This window comes from Wolbachia endosymbiont (group A) of Bibio marci (assembly GCF_947251645.1).
Classification (GTDB): Bacteria; Pseudomonadota; Alphaproteobacteria; order Rickettsiales; family Anaplasmataceae; genus Wolbachia.
In genome coordinates this window covers 1,249,555-1,263,604 of sequence record NZ_OX366364.1, presented here as the reverse complement: position 1 = coordinate 1,263,604, position 14,050 = coordinate 1,249,555, and the positions used below count along the sequence as shown (strand labels likewise).

Annotated in this window: 12 protein-coding genes and 1 tRNA gene; 9 read left to right on the top strand and 4 right to left on the bottom strand. The window is 34.7% G+C overall.

Annotated elements, in window-relative coordinates:
* Nucleotide 1: 1 nt before the first annotated feature.
* The gene (locus OPR48_RS06765) at nucleotides 2–739 is read right to left on the bottom strand and encodes a type I glutamate--ammonia ligase (protein WP_265025967.1); all 738 of its coding nucleotides are present in this window, start codon (nucleotides 737–739) and stop codon (nucleotides 2–4) included.
* Nucleotides 740–1,064: 325 nt separating this feature from the next.
* On the opposite strand from OPR48_RS06765, the gene dnaA reads away from it, so the two are divergent.
* Nucleotides 1,065–2,447: a chromosomal replication initiator protein DnaA gene (dnaA, locus tag OPR48_RS06760; protein WP_265025966.1), complete on the top strand. Its 1,383-nt coding sequence runs from the start codon at nucleotides 1,065–1,067 to the stop codon at nucleotides 2,445–2,447.
* A 27-nt stretch (nucleotides 2,448–2,474) separates the two neighbouring features.
* Here dnaA and OPR48_RS06755 read toward each other — a convergent pair whose 3' ends face one another.
* A complete protein-coding gene (locus tag OPR48_RS06755) occupies nucleotides 2,475–3,740 on the bottom strand; it encodes a metallophosphoesterase family protein (protein WP_265025965.1) in 1,266 nt (421 codons plus the stop codon).
* Between the two features lie 190 nt (nucleotides 3,741–3,930).
* Between OPR48_RS06755 and OPR48_RS06750 the strand changes: the two genes are divergently transcribed.
* The 8 genes from OPR48_RS06750 (at nucleotide 3,931) to OPR48_RS06715 (ending at nucleotide 12,134) form a co-directional block, all read left to right on the top strand.
* Nucleotides 3,931–4,018: transfer RNA gene (locus OPR48_RS06750), tRNA-Leu, on the top strand.
* A 29-nt stretch (nucleotides 4,019–4,047) separates the two neighbouring features.
* Nucleotides 4,048–5,130, top strand: a complete 1,083-nt coding sequence (locus tag OPR48_RS06745; RefSeq protein ID WP_265025964.1) for a GTP cyclohydrolase II — start codon at nucleotides 4,048–4,050, stop codon at nucleotides 5,128–5,130.
* Nucleotides 5,131–5,202: 72 nt separating this feature from the next.
* Complete coding sequence (locus tag OPR48_RS06740) at nucleotides 5,203–5,883, top strand: VirB8 family type IV secretion system protein (RefSeq protein WP_265025963.1); 681 nt, start codon at nucleotides 5,203–5,205, stop codon at nucleotides 5,881–5,883.
* Nucleotides 5,870–6,670 (top strand): P-type conjugative transfer protein VirB9, encoded by an 801-nt coding sequence (gene virB9 / locus OPR48_RS06735; protein ID WP_265026659.1) that lies wholly within the window; start codon nucleotides 5,870–5,872, stop codon nucleotides 6,668–6,670. The genes OPR48_RS06740 and virB9 overlap by 14 nt, the downstream gene beginning before the upstream one ends.
* 16 nt (nucleotides 6,671–6,686) lie before the next feature.
* Nucleotides 6,687–8,123: a TrbI/VirB10 family protein gene (locus tag OPR48_RS06730; RefSeq protein ID WP_265025962.1), complete on the top strand. Its 1,437-nt coding sequence runs from the start codon at nucleotides 6,687–6,689 to the stop codon at nucleotides 8,121–8,123.
* Between the two features lies 1 nt (nucleotide 8,124).
* Nucleotides 8,125–9,117: a P-type DNA transfer ATPase VirB11 gene (gene virB11 / locus OPR48_RS06725; RefSeq protein WP_265025961.1), complete on the top strand. Its 993-nt coding sequence runs from the start codon at nucleotides 8,125–8,127 to the stop codon at nucleotides 9,115–9,117.
* Nucleotides 9,118–9,147: 30 nt separating this feature from the next.
* Nucleotides 9,148–11,175 carry a type IV secretory system conjugative DNA transfer family protein gene (locus OPR48_RS06720; RefSeq protein ID WP_265025960.1) on the top strand — a complete coding sequence of 676 codons (2,028 nt, stop codon included), beginning with the start codon at nucleotides 9,148–9,150 and terminating at the stop codon, nucleotides 11,173–11,175.
* A gap of 116 nt (nucleotides 11,176–11,291) precedes the next feature.
* Nucleotides 11,292–12,134: a P44/Msp2 family outer membrane protein gene (locus OPR48_RS06715; RefSeq protein ID WP_265025959.1), complete on the top strand. Its 843-nt coding sequence runs from the start codon at nucleotides 11,292–11,294 to the stop codon at nucleotides 12,132–12,134.
* 178 nt (nucleotides 12,135–12,312) lie between these two features.
* Here OPR48_RS06715 and prmC read toward each other — a convergent pair whose 3' ends face one another.
* Nucleotides 12,313–13,152 (bottom strand): peptide chain release factor N(5)-glutamine methyltransferase, encoded by an 840-nt coding sequence (prmC, locus tag OPR48_RS06710; RefSeq protein ID WP_265025958.1) that lies wholly within the window; start codon nucleotides 13,150–13,152, stop codon nucleotides 12,313–12,315.
* Between the two features lie 187 nt (nucleotides 13,153–13,339).
* Nucleotides 13,340–13,945: a hypothetical protein gene (locus OPR48_RS06705; protein WP_265025957.1), complete on the bottom strand. Its 606-nt coding sequence runs from the start codon at nucleotides 13,943–13,945 to the stop codon at nucleotides 13,340–13,342.
* Between the last annotated feature and the right edge of the window lie 105 nt (nucleotides 13,946–14,050).

The following is a 14,050-nucleotide window of genomic DNA, read 5'->3' as shown; positions in this document are numbered from 1 at the left end:
TTTATATTAAACTCTCCATCTCATATTGAGGATCAGATGCAATGCCATACACTCTATTTGGCGGAGCAATTTTGTTCTCTATACCAAAAACTATACCTTCAATTATTGCTGTGAGTACTTTTTCAAGGTTACAGTCTGCTCCAGGAACACGGTGCTCTAGGCGGCATCTTTTGGAATCGTTGCCAAAATAGGGAATTCTTATCGCAGCAGTTCTGTTATTTACTCCCCAACTAATCGTAGTTGGAGTGTGAATATCCGGGTACTGAAATCTTAAATATGAATCATCATTTGGAGCAAAAAACAACATATGTTTTTTCATCATTGTGCATAATCCACCAATACTGTGAATCAGATAGTCACTGTACTTTTGCTCATTGATATAAAATAGGTTATCGTTATTTGAATTCACGAGATTAACATGCACATTTAATGCACTGCCTGCTCTATCCAAATAGGGCTTTGCTTTAAAAGAAACATTCCCGCCTAGTTTTTGTGCTACTTCAGTAAGTGATTGTTTTGCTAACTCAAAATGCTTAATTAAATTGTCGGAGTTCGTATAACAACCACTTTTTATCTCATATTGATGTGTAGAATTCTCCTTCTCGCAAGAAAATTCAAGAAATGCTATTTTATTTTTGATGCTATTCAGAAATAAATATTCTTTTTCTATTCCTTCAATGTAAAACTCTAGTTCAATACCGAATACAGCATAACAACTCAAATTACTTAATATAATCATAAATTTGCTTCAGTAAATCTATATTAGGTTAGCTATATTTATATGAATACTTTACTTATTTGCCAGTAAATTTAACATCTTATTTATACATAATGTATTACTATTTTTAATAGCATGCTTCTAATCCTCGATACAAGCGACATTTACAAATTTTTCATTTCTTTGAAATAAAAATGATCAATTTTAGTGTTTTTATACCCTTTACAACCCATCAAAAATCACCATAATTTTTAGTATGTATTAAGTAGTATTAGCTTTTCATTTTGCAGTAAGCTATTGATTGTCTTATATTTTTCTAATTATTGCTTTTTTCTTGGTGTGGTATATGAACTTAACTAGCCCTAAGGTTTTTACTATGTTTTTTGATCAGATTATTACAGTAACGGATCACAATGTTACTTGGGAAAAAATCCAAAATTGTCTTTATAATCTTTATGGAGAAGCAACATATAACAGCTGGCTGAGTTCGCTAAAATTTATCAGTAGCAGAAATGAGGAAGTTCTTTTATCCGTGTCAACAAGGTTTATAAAAGAGTGGATTACAGTTCATTACATGAAAAAAATACTATCATTATGGCAAAGCGAAGATAAAAGTATATGTTCTATTGATATTCAAGTAATTGAGGAAAGGAATTCAAATTCTAATGTTATACTAAAAAACAGAGAGGAAAGTAATCATAATCTTGGTTCACCACTGGATCCCAGATTCACTTTTGATAATTTTGTGGTAGGAAAGTCAAATGAATTAGCATTTACGGCGGCAAAGCGTGTGGCAGAATCTATAGATCCAATATTAGGCAGCAATCCTTTGTTTCTATATGGTGGAGTGGGACTTGGTAAAACACATCTAATGCATGCTATAGCTTGGCACATAGTCAATTCCCCATCAGAAAAAAGAAAAGTAGTATATTTATCAGCAGAGAAATTCATGTACCAATATATTACAGCGCTGCGAAGCAAAGATATTATGTTGTTTAAAGAGCAATTTAGATCAGTAGATGTATTGATGGTAGATGATGTGCAATTTATCAGTGGTAAAGATAGTACACAAGAAGAATTTTTTCACACTTTCAATGCATTGATAGACCAAAATAAACAATTGGTTATATCAGCTGATAGGTCTCCTAGTGATCTTGATGGAGTGGAAGAAAGAATAAGATCACGACTCGGTTGGGGGTTGGTGGCAGATATTAATGAAACAACTTTTGAATTAAGGCTTGGTATATTGCAGGCAAAAGTGGAGCAGATGAATATGTATGTTCCGAAAGATGTCCTAGAGTTTTTAGCAAGGAACATCAAATCTAATATAAGAGAATTAGAAGGAGCATTAAATAAGATTACCCATACCTCATTAATTGGAAGAAGTATGACGGTAGAATCAGCTAGTGAAACCCTAATCGATCTTCTGAGGTCAAATCATAGGTCAGTCACAATAGAAGAAATACAAAAGAAAGTAGCTGAATTTTTCAATATAAAGGTTGCAGATATGCAATCCAATAGAAGGCTTCGCAGTCTTGCAAGGCCAAGACAAATAGCTATGTATTTTGCCAAAAAATTTACGCAAAAAAGCCTACCAGATATTGGGAGAAACTTTGGTGGCAGAGACCATGCTACTGTTATACATGCAGTAAAACAAGTAGAAAATTTTATAAAGACCGACTCAAAATTTGCTGATGAAATCAATCGATTAAAAAAGATGTTTAAGTAGCGTTTTTAAAATAGCTAATAACAAATCCTAAAATGAATTGACTATAGTTTTAATCCGTTTAAGTTTAAAATCTTCTGTTAGCTTCGCAGAATACATTTCCTTATTGTGTTGATTATAGAAGGTAAATTTGTGATCATCTAAGTTTAGTATTGCAAAGCCAAAACCGAAAAAGTTTCTAACCTCGTGTGCTAAGTAGTTTCTACCATTTGAATAGTCAAATTCTACATTTTGATAAACAGGCTCTTGATCTTGAGCGTGTAATAATGTACCACCGTTTCCAACTATAATCTGGTCTGGAGCATTATCCATTAATAAAATCTGGGCTATATGAATGTGGCCAGAAACTATGGTAGTAACATTGCTTGGAAATTTATCTCCAAAAGCTTCAATTTGTGTAAGATTACCATGGCTTTTTAATGTCAAAAATTCTTTTTTTGGAGATCTCCAAAGCGGTTTATGAGTTAAAAACCACGTGGGCTTATCTTGTATCAATTTATCAAATTGCCTTTCAAAAGCATCAATTGTGCTTTGGGTTGTAAAAATATCCTCACCGGATGAAGAGTCGAAGATAAAAAATTTCATCGGTCCAGCATCTAAAGACCAACTAGAAACAAGATTTTCACATTTTTCAGGCGAAAAAGGGTATGAATCTAGATATCTGAGCCATCCTTCATAAGCTCTATCACAACTCTCATGGTTTCCACGAACAAAAAGGAAAGGGGATTGTAATGAAATATCCTTTGCAGGCTCAAACCAATCAGCGTACCAAGCTTCTTTATTATATCCATAAATATCGCCACACTTTTTTGTATTTCTACATTTTGTTTGTCTATAATGATAATCACCAACATGGATAATTAAATCTGGTTTATGAAGGGCGATTGAATCTAAATTTTTTTTTAAAGGCCAGCTATCTACCGAATTACATTCCTGCTGAAATAACATATTTATTCTACAACCCGTGTCACCAATAAAAGCAATTTTATTAACCTTTTCTGGTAATATAGGAACTCGTAGATCCTCAATACTAATGTTTTTGGCACTTGTTTGTACTGTCAGTTCACAAACTGTTTCGTTATGATCACCATTGTTAATTGAGCTGCGATTCAGCATTTCTATTTCCTCGCCATCGACATAAACAATGGGACACATGTCATTGTCTGTAATTGCACGTATGCTTAATTTATTTTCTGGGATAACTTGAGACCATGTGTATAATATTTGTGCATGGACGAAATGAAAGCTAGTTATAAGAGAGAGAGCTAAAAAAATAAAGATATTAGCTATATTCATTTGTATAAAAACCTAAGTTAAAAATTAGTAGTAAGGTTATCTTAAATGATTAAAATTTATAATCACAAAATTCATAATCAAATTATACAGGTAATTTCTAAATTATTCTAGTATCAGATTGACACTCTAGATGAAAAATTCTAAAATGATTAAGTAATTTAAAATAATTATATAAAAACTAGAATATAGTGCGGCCGTGGTGGAATTGGTAGACACGCAGCGTTGAGGTCGCTGTGGCTCATAAGGCCTTGGAAGTTCAAGTCTTCTCGGCCGCACCAGTTTTTATCGCTGTTTAATATGGGTAAAAATGTTTATAGGAAATCAGAGTAGCAATAAGGTAGAAAGAGCTATCAGCGAAATCAGACGCGGTCGGCCAATTGTAATATATGATGAAAGTAATTACCTATTGTTCGCTGCTGCTGAGGCTTTAGAAAGAGATTTATTTAATCAATACAAGCTTATATCAAGTAATGTATATGTTACTTTAACTTCAAGTAAGGTAAAATACATATCTCAGAATAAAGAACATAATAGCAAACGTCTGTTGGTGAATAATTTTGATGAATTGCTCCATTTAATAAACTGTTCAAAGGAAGATTGCATAAAAGAGTTGCAATGCTCAAAGACAATAGATGAATGTGCTATTGCCTTGCTTAAGTTCTCAGAATTATTGCCATACGCGTTAGTGGCTGATATGATTTTTGAGAATAACCATGAAATGCGAAATTGGTGCGAGAAAAATGACGTTATTGCACTGGACACGTCATTCATAAATAATTTTCAAGAAAATCAGGATGTATATGAAGTGTGCAAAACATCATTATTTTTAAAACAGACTCAAGAAGTAAATATCATATCTTATAGAACCGAAAGTGGCGGAAGAGAACATCATGCAATTATCATTGGCAATCCAGATAAAGATGATGAACCATTAGTGAGAATTCATTCTTCGTGCTATACGGGTGACTTGTTAGATAGCTTATCATGCGATTGCAGAAGTCAGTTACATCAAGCAATTCAAATGATAGCTGACTCTGGAAGTGGTATTATATTGTATTTGATGCAAGATGGAAGAGGCATTGGTTTAACTAATAAGTTAAGAGCGTACAGTATGCAAAGAGGACATAATCTTGATACTGTTGATGCAAATAGAATATTGGGTTTTGAAGATGATGAAAGAAGTTTTGCTGTTGCAGCTAAAATGCTTAAGAAATTGAACATTAACAAAATCCAATTACTTACAAACAATGATAGGAAATTGTCAGAATTGGAAAGTAGTGGTATAGGAGTTACAAAGTGTCTACCACTTATTGTGGAACGTAATAAATATAACGATTCATATATGGAGACAAAGTTTAGTAAGCTAGGCCATAGATTAAGAGTTTTTTAGCTTTTTTGTTGTAACTACTTTGTTAATTTGCTATGTTTATTAACATAAGTTAAGATTTTTAGGAATACTAAAATGCTAAGATTTTTTAAGCGAGAAAAAAATACTGAATCCTTAGATAAGGATATAAATTGGAATTCAAACCGCTACAGCACAGTTATTGCTCAAAGGAATATTCTACTTTTATTTGCATTAATATTATTAGCAACGATCTCTATCAGCATATTAGTCATATTTAAAATTAGCACAAGTAGCACTATTGAGCCATTTGTTATAGAAATTGACAAGAAATCAGGAATAGTGCAATTGGTTGATCCTGTCACAGTAAAACAGTATTCTGCAGATGAAGCGCTAAACGATTATTTTATTTCAGAGTATATAAAAGCAAGGGAGGTTTTTGATCCATATCATTATAATTATAACTATTATACAAAGGTGAGGTTGTTTTCCTCACCTAATGTGTATAATGAATTTAGAAATTATGTAGGATCGCAGAATATGGATGATCTTTTTAATTTATACTCAGATACCAAAAGTGGATTTAAAATTCGCTCAATTCAAAAATTGGGTAACGATGCTCTTCAGGTGAGGTTTTTTGTGGAATTTACACGGAAAGATGGAAGTTCCACAAGAAAAAATAAGATAGTTATTATGTCATATAGATATGCATCGCTTGAAATGGATGATCAGCAAAGATATATTAACCCATTAGGATTTCAAGTTATTTCATATAGAGTAGATGATGAATATGTATAGGATATTATTAGTTTTAGCTTTACTTATAAGTGGCAATTTGAACGCATCCATTAATTATAATGAGCCTATTTCTGTAGATAGTAGAATAAAGACTTTTGTGTATAGCCCTAATGAAGTATTTACGGTGGTTTTTAGTCAGGGTTACTATTCTTATATTGAATTTGCGGAAGGAGAAAAAGTTAAAAATATTGCTGTTGGTGATGCATCAAGTTGGAAAATTAATCCTTATGACAATAAATTGCTTATCATGCCATTTGAAGTTAGTAGTCGCACTAACATGATTATTACGACAACTAAAAAAAGAAATTACATTTTCGATTTAATCTCAAGGCCAAACTACGATAAATACCCGGATACTGATGCTAAGAAAGTGGATCACGATTATTCTGCTGAAAAGGATATATCTTACGTAGTACGTTTTTATTATCCTCAAGAAGAAGGTGAATTTGATGTTGATTTAGATGAGGTTTCTTTACCTACTCAAATGCAATATACTACAGACAAGCCAGAAAAAATAATACAGGAAAATGATACGAAGTACAATTATACATATATTGATGAAGGTGGTAATGTGGATATAGTTCCGATTGAGCTATTTGATGATGGTTATTTAACCTATTTAAAATTTAGAAATAATAATAAAATACCTCAGATTTTTGTAGAAGAGGAGGATAAACCTTGTAAAAGGCTGTTATTTGATGATTATGTTATAATAAAAGGAGTACATAAAAAGCTATTTATGCGTTATGAAGATGGTGAAGTTGAAATTATAAATAGGTCACTTTAGCTGTGGTACATGCAATATGAATAAAGAAAGGCGTAACAATTCAGAAGATGAATCAGAAATAGAGAACAAGGTAGTAACAGTTGGCTCTAATCAAGGTCATAGGGCATTGATGGTCGTTATTTTAGTGCTTCTGGTTGGTGGAGTGTATTATCTCTATTTTAGTCCTTCTCCTAAAGAGGGTTTAGAAGTTATTAAAAAAGAGGAAACAAAGCAAAACGTTCAAGAATTGAAAGGAAAGTTGGAACAAGTTCCAGATAATGTAATGGTTCCTGAAAGAATAATAACTGATCCCTTACCACCCTTACCTCCTCTTCCTACACCACAAATCATACCAGAAATAAAACCAATAAAAAAAGAAGAAGAGAAACCAAAAGAAACCTCTGTGTCAAATATACCTATTTTGCCAAAGCAAAATTTTCCTTCTAGTAATGTTATGGGCAATTTACCTACCTCGTTTCCTACAATAGGGGGTGGCGGTTATCCTAGAGACAGACGTAGTGCACAAATGTTAACAATTTCAAGTGATGGTGGGGAGAACAAGGCTGCTGATGCTATTACTTCAGCACAATCGAGCAAAGCTACCAGAGTAGGAAAGCTTGGTTTAATGATTACTCAAGGTAAAATTATTGATGCTGTTCTTGAAACTGCAATAAATTCTGATCTGCAAGGAATGCTGCGTGCTATGGTGAGTAGAGATGTTTATGCAGAAACTGGTGATACAGTTTTAATACCTAAAGGCTCAAGATTGATAGGCAGTTATTCATTTGACTCGAATATTGCAAGAGCCCGTGTAAATATAAATTGGAACAGAGTGATTATGCCACATGGAATAGATATTGCTATCTCATCACTTAGTACTGACGAGCTTGGTAGAGCAGGAATTGCAGGAATAGTTGATAATAAAATAGTAAGTGCATTATTCTCTTCAGTGGCACTTGCTGGTGTTTCAATTGGTTCAGCTGTTGTAGGACAAAAGGCCTCTAATCTTATTGGTACGCTAACTCCTATGGATGCGGTGAGATCCATCACTGTAACTGAAATAGATTTTTCTTCATTCAAAGATGTTATTGGTGAAGCAGCAAATGGTAAATCTAGTGATAAATGGAAACTGGGCCTTGGAGCTATTGGAGAAATTCGTAATGCTAAAAATGAGCAAGATTTGCTGAAAATAATGAAAAAGGAAATAGCAAAAGCGCTAGAAATTGAGGAAGACAAGGTGACTATAAGCCTGGAAAATGTAAATCAACTGTTACAACAATTTCAAAGAAAAAGCAAGTCTGTTTATGATGAAGCAATCGGGAAATCAATCAATGATTTTTCTAAAGACATGCGGGATATAGTAGGCAGATCTACAGATAAAAAACCAACTATTTATGTTGATCAAGGCACTGCATTGAAAGTATTTGTTAACCAAGATATAGTGTTTCCTTCACAGGCAATATTAAATCAATGAAATGAATTATGCTGCACTTGATACATATTTGGAGCCATTACAAGGCATATTTCAAGAAGAAGGCGTAAATGAAATATCAATAAATAAGCCAAAGGAAGTATGGATTGAAAATCGCGGTGAAATAAGGTGTGAAAAATTAGAAGTATTCGATCTTAACCATTTGAAATCTCTTGGCAGACTGATTGCTCAAGCTACAGAACAAAAGCTTAGCGAAGAAGCGCCGTTACTTTCAGCAACATTACCAAATGGTTATCGTATACAGATAGTATTTCCGCCAGCGTGCGAGCCTGATAAAGTAGTAATGTCGATTCGTAAGCCTTCTAGCATGCAATTAGCACTCGATGATTACGAAAAAATGGGGGCTTTTTCTGAAACTGTTACAGAAGCAACTGATAATCTAGTTGACCGTCATTTGGATTTACTGTTAAAACAAAAGAAAATAAAAGAGTTTTTAGAATACGCTGTAATAAGTAAGAAAAATATTATAATTAGCGGTGGAACTTCCACTGGTAAGACTACTTTTACTAATGCTACTTTGCGTGCTATTCCAGCTGAGGAAAGAATTATTACTGTTGAGGATGCAAGGGAAATCGTTTTGAACGAACATCCCAATAAAGTCCATCTAATTGCCTCTAAAGGAGGGCAGGGCAGAGCAAAAGTAACCACTCAAGATTTGATAGAAGCGTGCTTACGTTTAAGGCCAGATAGAATAATAGTTGGTGAACTTCGTGGGGCGGAAGCTTTTAGCTTTCTCAGGGCAATAAGTACTGGTCACCCTGGATCAGTATCAACCCTTCATGCGGATAGTCCAACAATGGCCCTTGAGCAAATAAAATTGATGGTTATGCAGGCAAATCTTGGCATTACTCCAGATCAGATCATACCATACATTAGAAATGTGATTGATATTGTTATTCAGCTAAAAAGAACCGGTGGGGGCAAAAGAAGCATTTCTGAGATATTATTTACTAGATCTGCGAGCGAAAATGCTTAAATTTATACATAAGTTAAGGAAGAGTAGTTTATGAGTAATGGAAATCACCTACGTAATATTCTCGTAGGAGGTGTAGTAGCTTTTAGCGTACTTGACTTTTGCTTCTATCTATCTGGTATATTGTTTGTTCTGTTTGCTGATGGTCCAGATGCTGTGGATTTTAAGGCAATTAATCCTAGTTTGACGCCTTTCCCTCAAGCTCTTTGGCCAACGATTTTTGATCATATACAATATTGTTGGCATCATCCAAAGTTATATAGCCTTGAGCTCAAAATCAAATTAATTATATCTTCTGCACTGCCTATCGTTGTTTTAATGATTATTTTGTGGAATTTAAGAGAAAGGATAATTGAGTGGCGACCGTTTAAAAAGAAAGAATCACTTCATGGAGACTCGCAGTGGGCATCAGAGAAAGACATACGAAAAGCAGGATTAAGAAGCCAAAAGGGATTATTGCTTGGTAAAGATAAAAGAGGATACTTCATTGCTGATGGGTTTCAGCATGCATTGTTATTTGCACCTACAGGTTCTGGTAAGGGTGTTGGCTTTGTAATTCCTAATTTATTATTTTGGACTGACTCGGTAATTGTACACGACATAAAATTAGAAAACTATGAAATAACAAGTGGTTGGCGAGAACGACAAGGACAAAAAGTATACGTATGGAATCCAGCGCAGCCAGATGGAATAAGTCACTGTTACAATCCATTACAATGGATTAGTGAAAAACCTGGGCAGATGGTTGACGATGTGCAGAAAATAGCTAACTTAATCATGCCTGAACAAGACTTTTGGCAAAATGAAGCAAGAAGCTTATTTGTTGGAGTGGTATTATACTTACTTGCTGCACCAGAGAAAGTTAAATCTTTTGGTGAAGTTGTGCGTACGATGCGTAGTGATGACGTAGTTTATAATCTTGCTGTTGCTCTTGATACAATGGGTAAAATACTACACCCTGTAGCATATATGAATATTGCAGCTTTTTTACAAAAAGCTGATAAAGAAAGGTCGGGTGTTGTATCAACTATGAACTCATCGCTTGAATTGTGGGCAAACCCATTGATTGATACTGCAACTGCGTCAAGTGACTTTAATATTCTAGATTTTAAAAGGAAGAAAATTACAGTTTATGTTGGTTTAACTCCTGACAACTTGACTAGGCTCAGGCCTTTAATGCAGGTTTTTTACCAACAGGCAACTGAGTTTTTATGTAGAAAATTGCCATCAGATGACGAGCCTTATGGCGTATTGTTTTTAATGGATGAGTTTCCTACGCTTGGAAAAATGGAGCAATTTCAAACAGGTATTGCATATTTTCGTGGTTATCGAGTTAGATTATTCTTAATTGTTCAAGATACTGAGCAGCTCAAAGGAATATACGAAGAAGCAGGAATGAACTCCTTTTTGTCAAACTCGACTTACAGAATAACTTTTGCAGCCAATAATATTGAAACAGCTAATTTAATATCGCAACTTATAGGAAACAAAACTGTACAACAAGAATCGTTGAATAAGCCTAAATTTTTAGATTTAAATCCTGCTTCAAGGTCATTACATATCTCTGAAACACAGAGAGCATTGCTATTGCCTCAAGAAGTTATTATGTTGCCACGTGACGATCAGATAATTTTAATAGAGTCGACTTACCCAATTAAATCAAAGAAAATTTTGTACTACAGTGATACCACCTTCACAAGAAGGCTGCTCAAACAAACTCGTGTGCCTACACAAGAACCATATGACCCAAACAAAGTTCTTTCTGCCGCTGCGAGCAAAGATAAGGTTAATAATGAGGGGAATAATGCTCTTGAGGGGCCTAATTCAGTTGATTATCCTGCTGAAACTAAAACAGAAGATGCAGTATATGATGAATCAGATGAATTTGCAGACGAAGATATTGATGATGAAGATATTGACGATAAGTTTGAAGATGATGACGAAGAAGATGAGGATAGGAGCGATGATGGGTTCGATGACGAAGAAGAGGAGGATGAATTTGAAGATGAGGATATTGACGATAAATTAAAAAATGATGATAAAGCCGAAGATAAAGGTTGACTTCGCCTATTTTTTAGCTTAGAAAAGTGCAAGTTATGCAAATAATTAGGTTTTTCATATTAAGCCATTTTTAATTAATTAGTATTAGATTAGCTATTTTAACTAGGGGAGTAGTAATGATTAGTAGAAAAACATTAGCGGTTACAGCACTTGCTTTGTTGTTGTCACAACAATCTTTTGCAAGTGAAACAGAGGGGTTTTACTTTGGTAGTGGATATTACGGTCAATTTTTTAATGGCATGGGTGAGTTGAAAGCAAAAATTGGAGATACTGCTGCTACAGCTACCAATAATGTATCTGTAAATGACAGGAGTGCTCAGAACACAGAAGGTCAGTCACTAAGTAAGTATAAAGGAGATTATAATCCACCTTTTGCTGCAAATGTGGCATTTGGTTACACAGGAGAATTGGGTAACAACAGCTATAGGGCTGAACTGGAAGGGATGTATTCTTCTGTAAAAGTGGATAATATTGGTTTAACAAGCGGCCAGATGACAATATCGTACACAAAAGACGGCGATAAATATGGATCAATTATTAATCATGACCAAGTTGAAAACGCATCTATAATGGCAAATGTTTATCATCATTGGAAAAGTGACCGTTTCTCTTTTTCTCCTTACGTTGGTATTGGAATCGGTGCAACAAGAATGACAATGTTTGAAAAATCGTCAATAAGACCCGCAGGTCAATTAAAAGCTGGCCTTGATTATCGCATAAACGAAGATGTAAATATGCATATTGGATATAGAGGTTTTGGTGCTATTGGTAGCAGTGAGTGCAAACTAGAAACCTTACAGTGGGATCCCAATTCTGATAATGGCGCAGGTAAGCCAAAAGGTGGAATGGCTAAACAAAAAGATGAGAAGAATTTAGTATCTACTACCATACAGAACAGCTTTTTTCATACGCACGGCATAGAAGCTGGTCTTACTTTCCACTTTGCCAGCAAAGCTTAAACATGTTGCCCTTTAAAAAATGCATGGCTAACCAAAACCGTTCCTGTCATCCTATGGCTTGACCATAGGATCTAGTTAAATATAGATCCCAGTGTCACGCACTGGGATGACGAGGTAGAGGGTACTGGGATGACATAGGATAATATGGGATGAAGGAGATAATACAAGAAAACATTAGCTATGTTCTTTTCACAACAATGCATCTCTTCATTCCCGCTAAGTCATATACATATTCCTGAAAAGCTAATTCGTATGAGGGGATTATTTTGTCAATATCATTTTGATCTTCGCCTATCTCCAATATCGCAAACCCATTTTTTTTAAGGCACTTTCTCAATATTGGAAAAATGCTTAAATAACAGCTCAAACCATCAATACCACCATCAAGGGCAATTCTTGGCTCTTTTTGCACTTCGGCTTGTAAGTCTTTTAATTTGCTTCTTTTAATATATGGAGGATTGCTAATTATCAGATCAAATAAATCGCTGCATTCTGTCCACGAACTTGGAAATATTTTGGCTCTGCTGAGAAGATCATGTTTTTTTGTGTTCTGATAGGCAACTTTGTATGCTTCCAAGCTTTTTTCAAAACCGATGCCGACAGCATATTCATACTCACTAAGTACGGATATCAATAAACAACCTGTACCTGTACCAAAATCCGCGATTTTTAGTTTCTGCTTTTTGTTTGGATAATATTTTAACACTGTTGAGATTAATGTTTCACTATCTGGTCTTGGATCTAAAACATGTTGGTTAACTATAAAATTTTTACTCCAGAATTCACGATTACCTATTATTTGCGATATTGGATATCTTTCCGCTCTTTTTTTTGTTAATTTCCAAAATAAAAGTTCTTTCTCCATCGGCACTTGATCAGCATGGTTCATAATTATGAATGATCTTTCCACTTCAAGTATGTGCTGCATGATGATTTCACAATCTAAATGTGGTGATTCAACTTTATGTGACGATAATAACTCCGATCCTTCTTGAATTAAAGTGCTGATTGTTTTCATTATTCTAAAAATGTGTTCCTTTCAGCCAAGAATAGCAAGATGAGCTTCCAGTTTAGGGTAGCTGCACTAAATCCCAGTGTCAAGCACGCAGCTGTACGAACATTGCAATTTGCAGATTCAAGTAGCTTGACTACTTGGATCCAGCTAAGTTGGTGAGTATAAAAGTATAGCTAACGCGAGCTCTACGTCATGCCGCCGCGGCGCTAACACGTAGCGGGATGACGAGGTTATCGTCATGCCACCGTGAACCGTCATACCGCCGCGGTATCTCATCCGCTAACACGTAGCGGGATGACAGCAATCCTACGTCATACCGCGATTCATTCGCAGTATCTCTAGATCCCGCTAACAAGTAGCGGGATGACGAGTTACTATGCCGCCGCGAACCGTCATACCTACCCCTACAACAACATTGCAAGTATTGGTCTTTTTCCCTATGAGAAGAATCTGGAAGCTCTTTTACTCTAAAAACGATGTTCACATTCTCGAAATTAATCTCTATTCGCTTAACTAATGTCCTAATAATATCACGTTTAGTTAGCCAGTCCGCATTATCAAGACTTGAGTTAATACTAGAGGAAAACCCCTCTAAATTTGTTACTATTAGAGTGAACTCTTCTGTGAGTTTTTTCTGATCAAATATCTTTTTCTTTTGTTCTTCAACCATTTTTAAGTTTTGTTTCATTGCTCTAATTCTTGGCTCAAATTCTTCTTGATTAATATACTCTTGAGCATAATTATCAATTAATCTTGCAATACCTCGTTTCAATTTATCTTCTTGTGCTTCAAGCAAAGCGCTTTTTTGATCTAGTGGTAAGTTCTGAAAGTCTTCGTTTATACTCTTCTAATATTCTATTCGGATTTTCTAGTAGATGCTTTACTTCTTCCCAAACAGCCA

Bases quoted from the DNA above. Each gene is read 5' to 3' on its own strand.
- virB9 (WP_265026659.1), top strand. From the start codon at position 5,870: ATGAATATGTATAGGATATTATTAGTTTTAGCTTTACTTATAAGTGGC.
- OPR48_RS06745 (WP_265025964.1), top strand. From the start codon at position 4,048: ATGTTTATAGGAAATCAGAGTAGCAATAAGGTAGAAAGAGCTATCAGC.
- dnaA (WP_265025966.1), top strand. From the start codon at position 1,065: ATGAACTTAACTAGCCCTAAGGTTTTTACTATGTTTTTTGATCAGATT.
- OPR48_RS06715 (WP_265025959.1), top strand. From the start codon at position 11,292: ATGATTAGTAGAAAAACATTAGCGGTTACAGCACTTGCTTTGTTGTTG.
- OPR48_RS06720 (WP_265025960.1), top strand. From the start codon at position 9,148: ATGAGTAATGGAAATCACCTACGTAATATTCTCGTAGGAGGTGTAGTA.
- virB11 (WP_265025961.1), top strand. From the start codon at position 8,125: ATGAATTATGCTGCACTTGATACATATTTGGAGCCATTACAAGGCATA.
- OPR48_RS06765 (WP_265025967.1), bottom strand. From the start codon at position 739: ATGATTATATTAAGTAATTTGAGTTGTTATGCTGTATTCGGTATTGAA.
- OPR48_RS06755 (WP_265025965.1), bottom strand. From the start codon at position 3,740: ATGAATATAGCTAATATCTTTATTTTTTTAGCTCTCTCTCTTATAACT.
- OPR48_RS06740 (WP_265025963.1), top strand. From the start codon at position 5,203: ATGCTAAGATTTTTTAAGCGAGAAAAAAATACTGAATCCTTAGATAAG.
- prmC (WP_265025958.1), bottom strand. From the start codon at position 13,152: ATGAAAACAATCAGCACTTTAATTCAAGAAGGATCGGAGTTATTATCG.
- OPR48_RS06730 (WP_265025962.1), top strand. From the start codon at position 6,687: ATGAATAAAGAAAGGCGTAACAATTCAGAAGATGAATCAGAAATAGAG.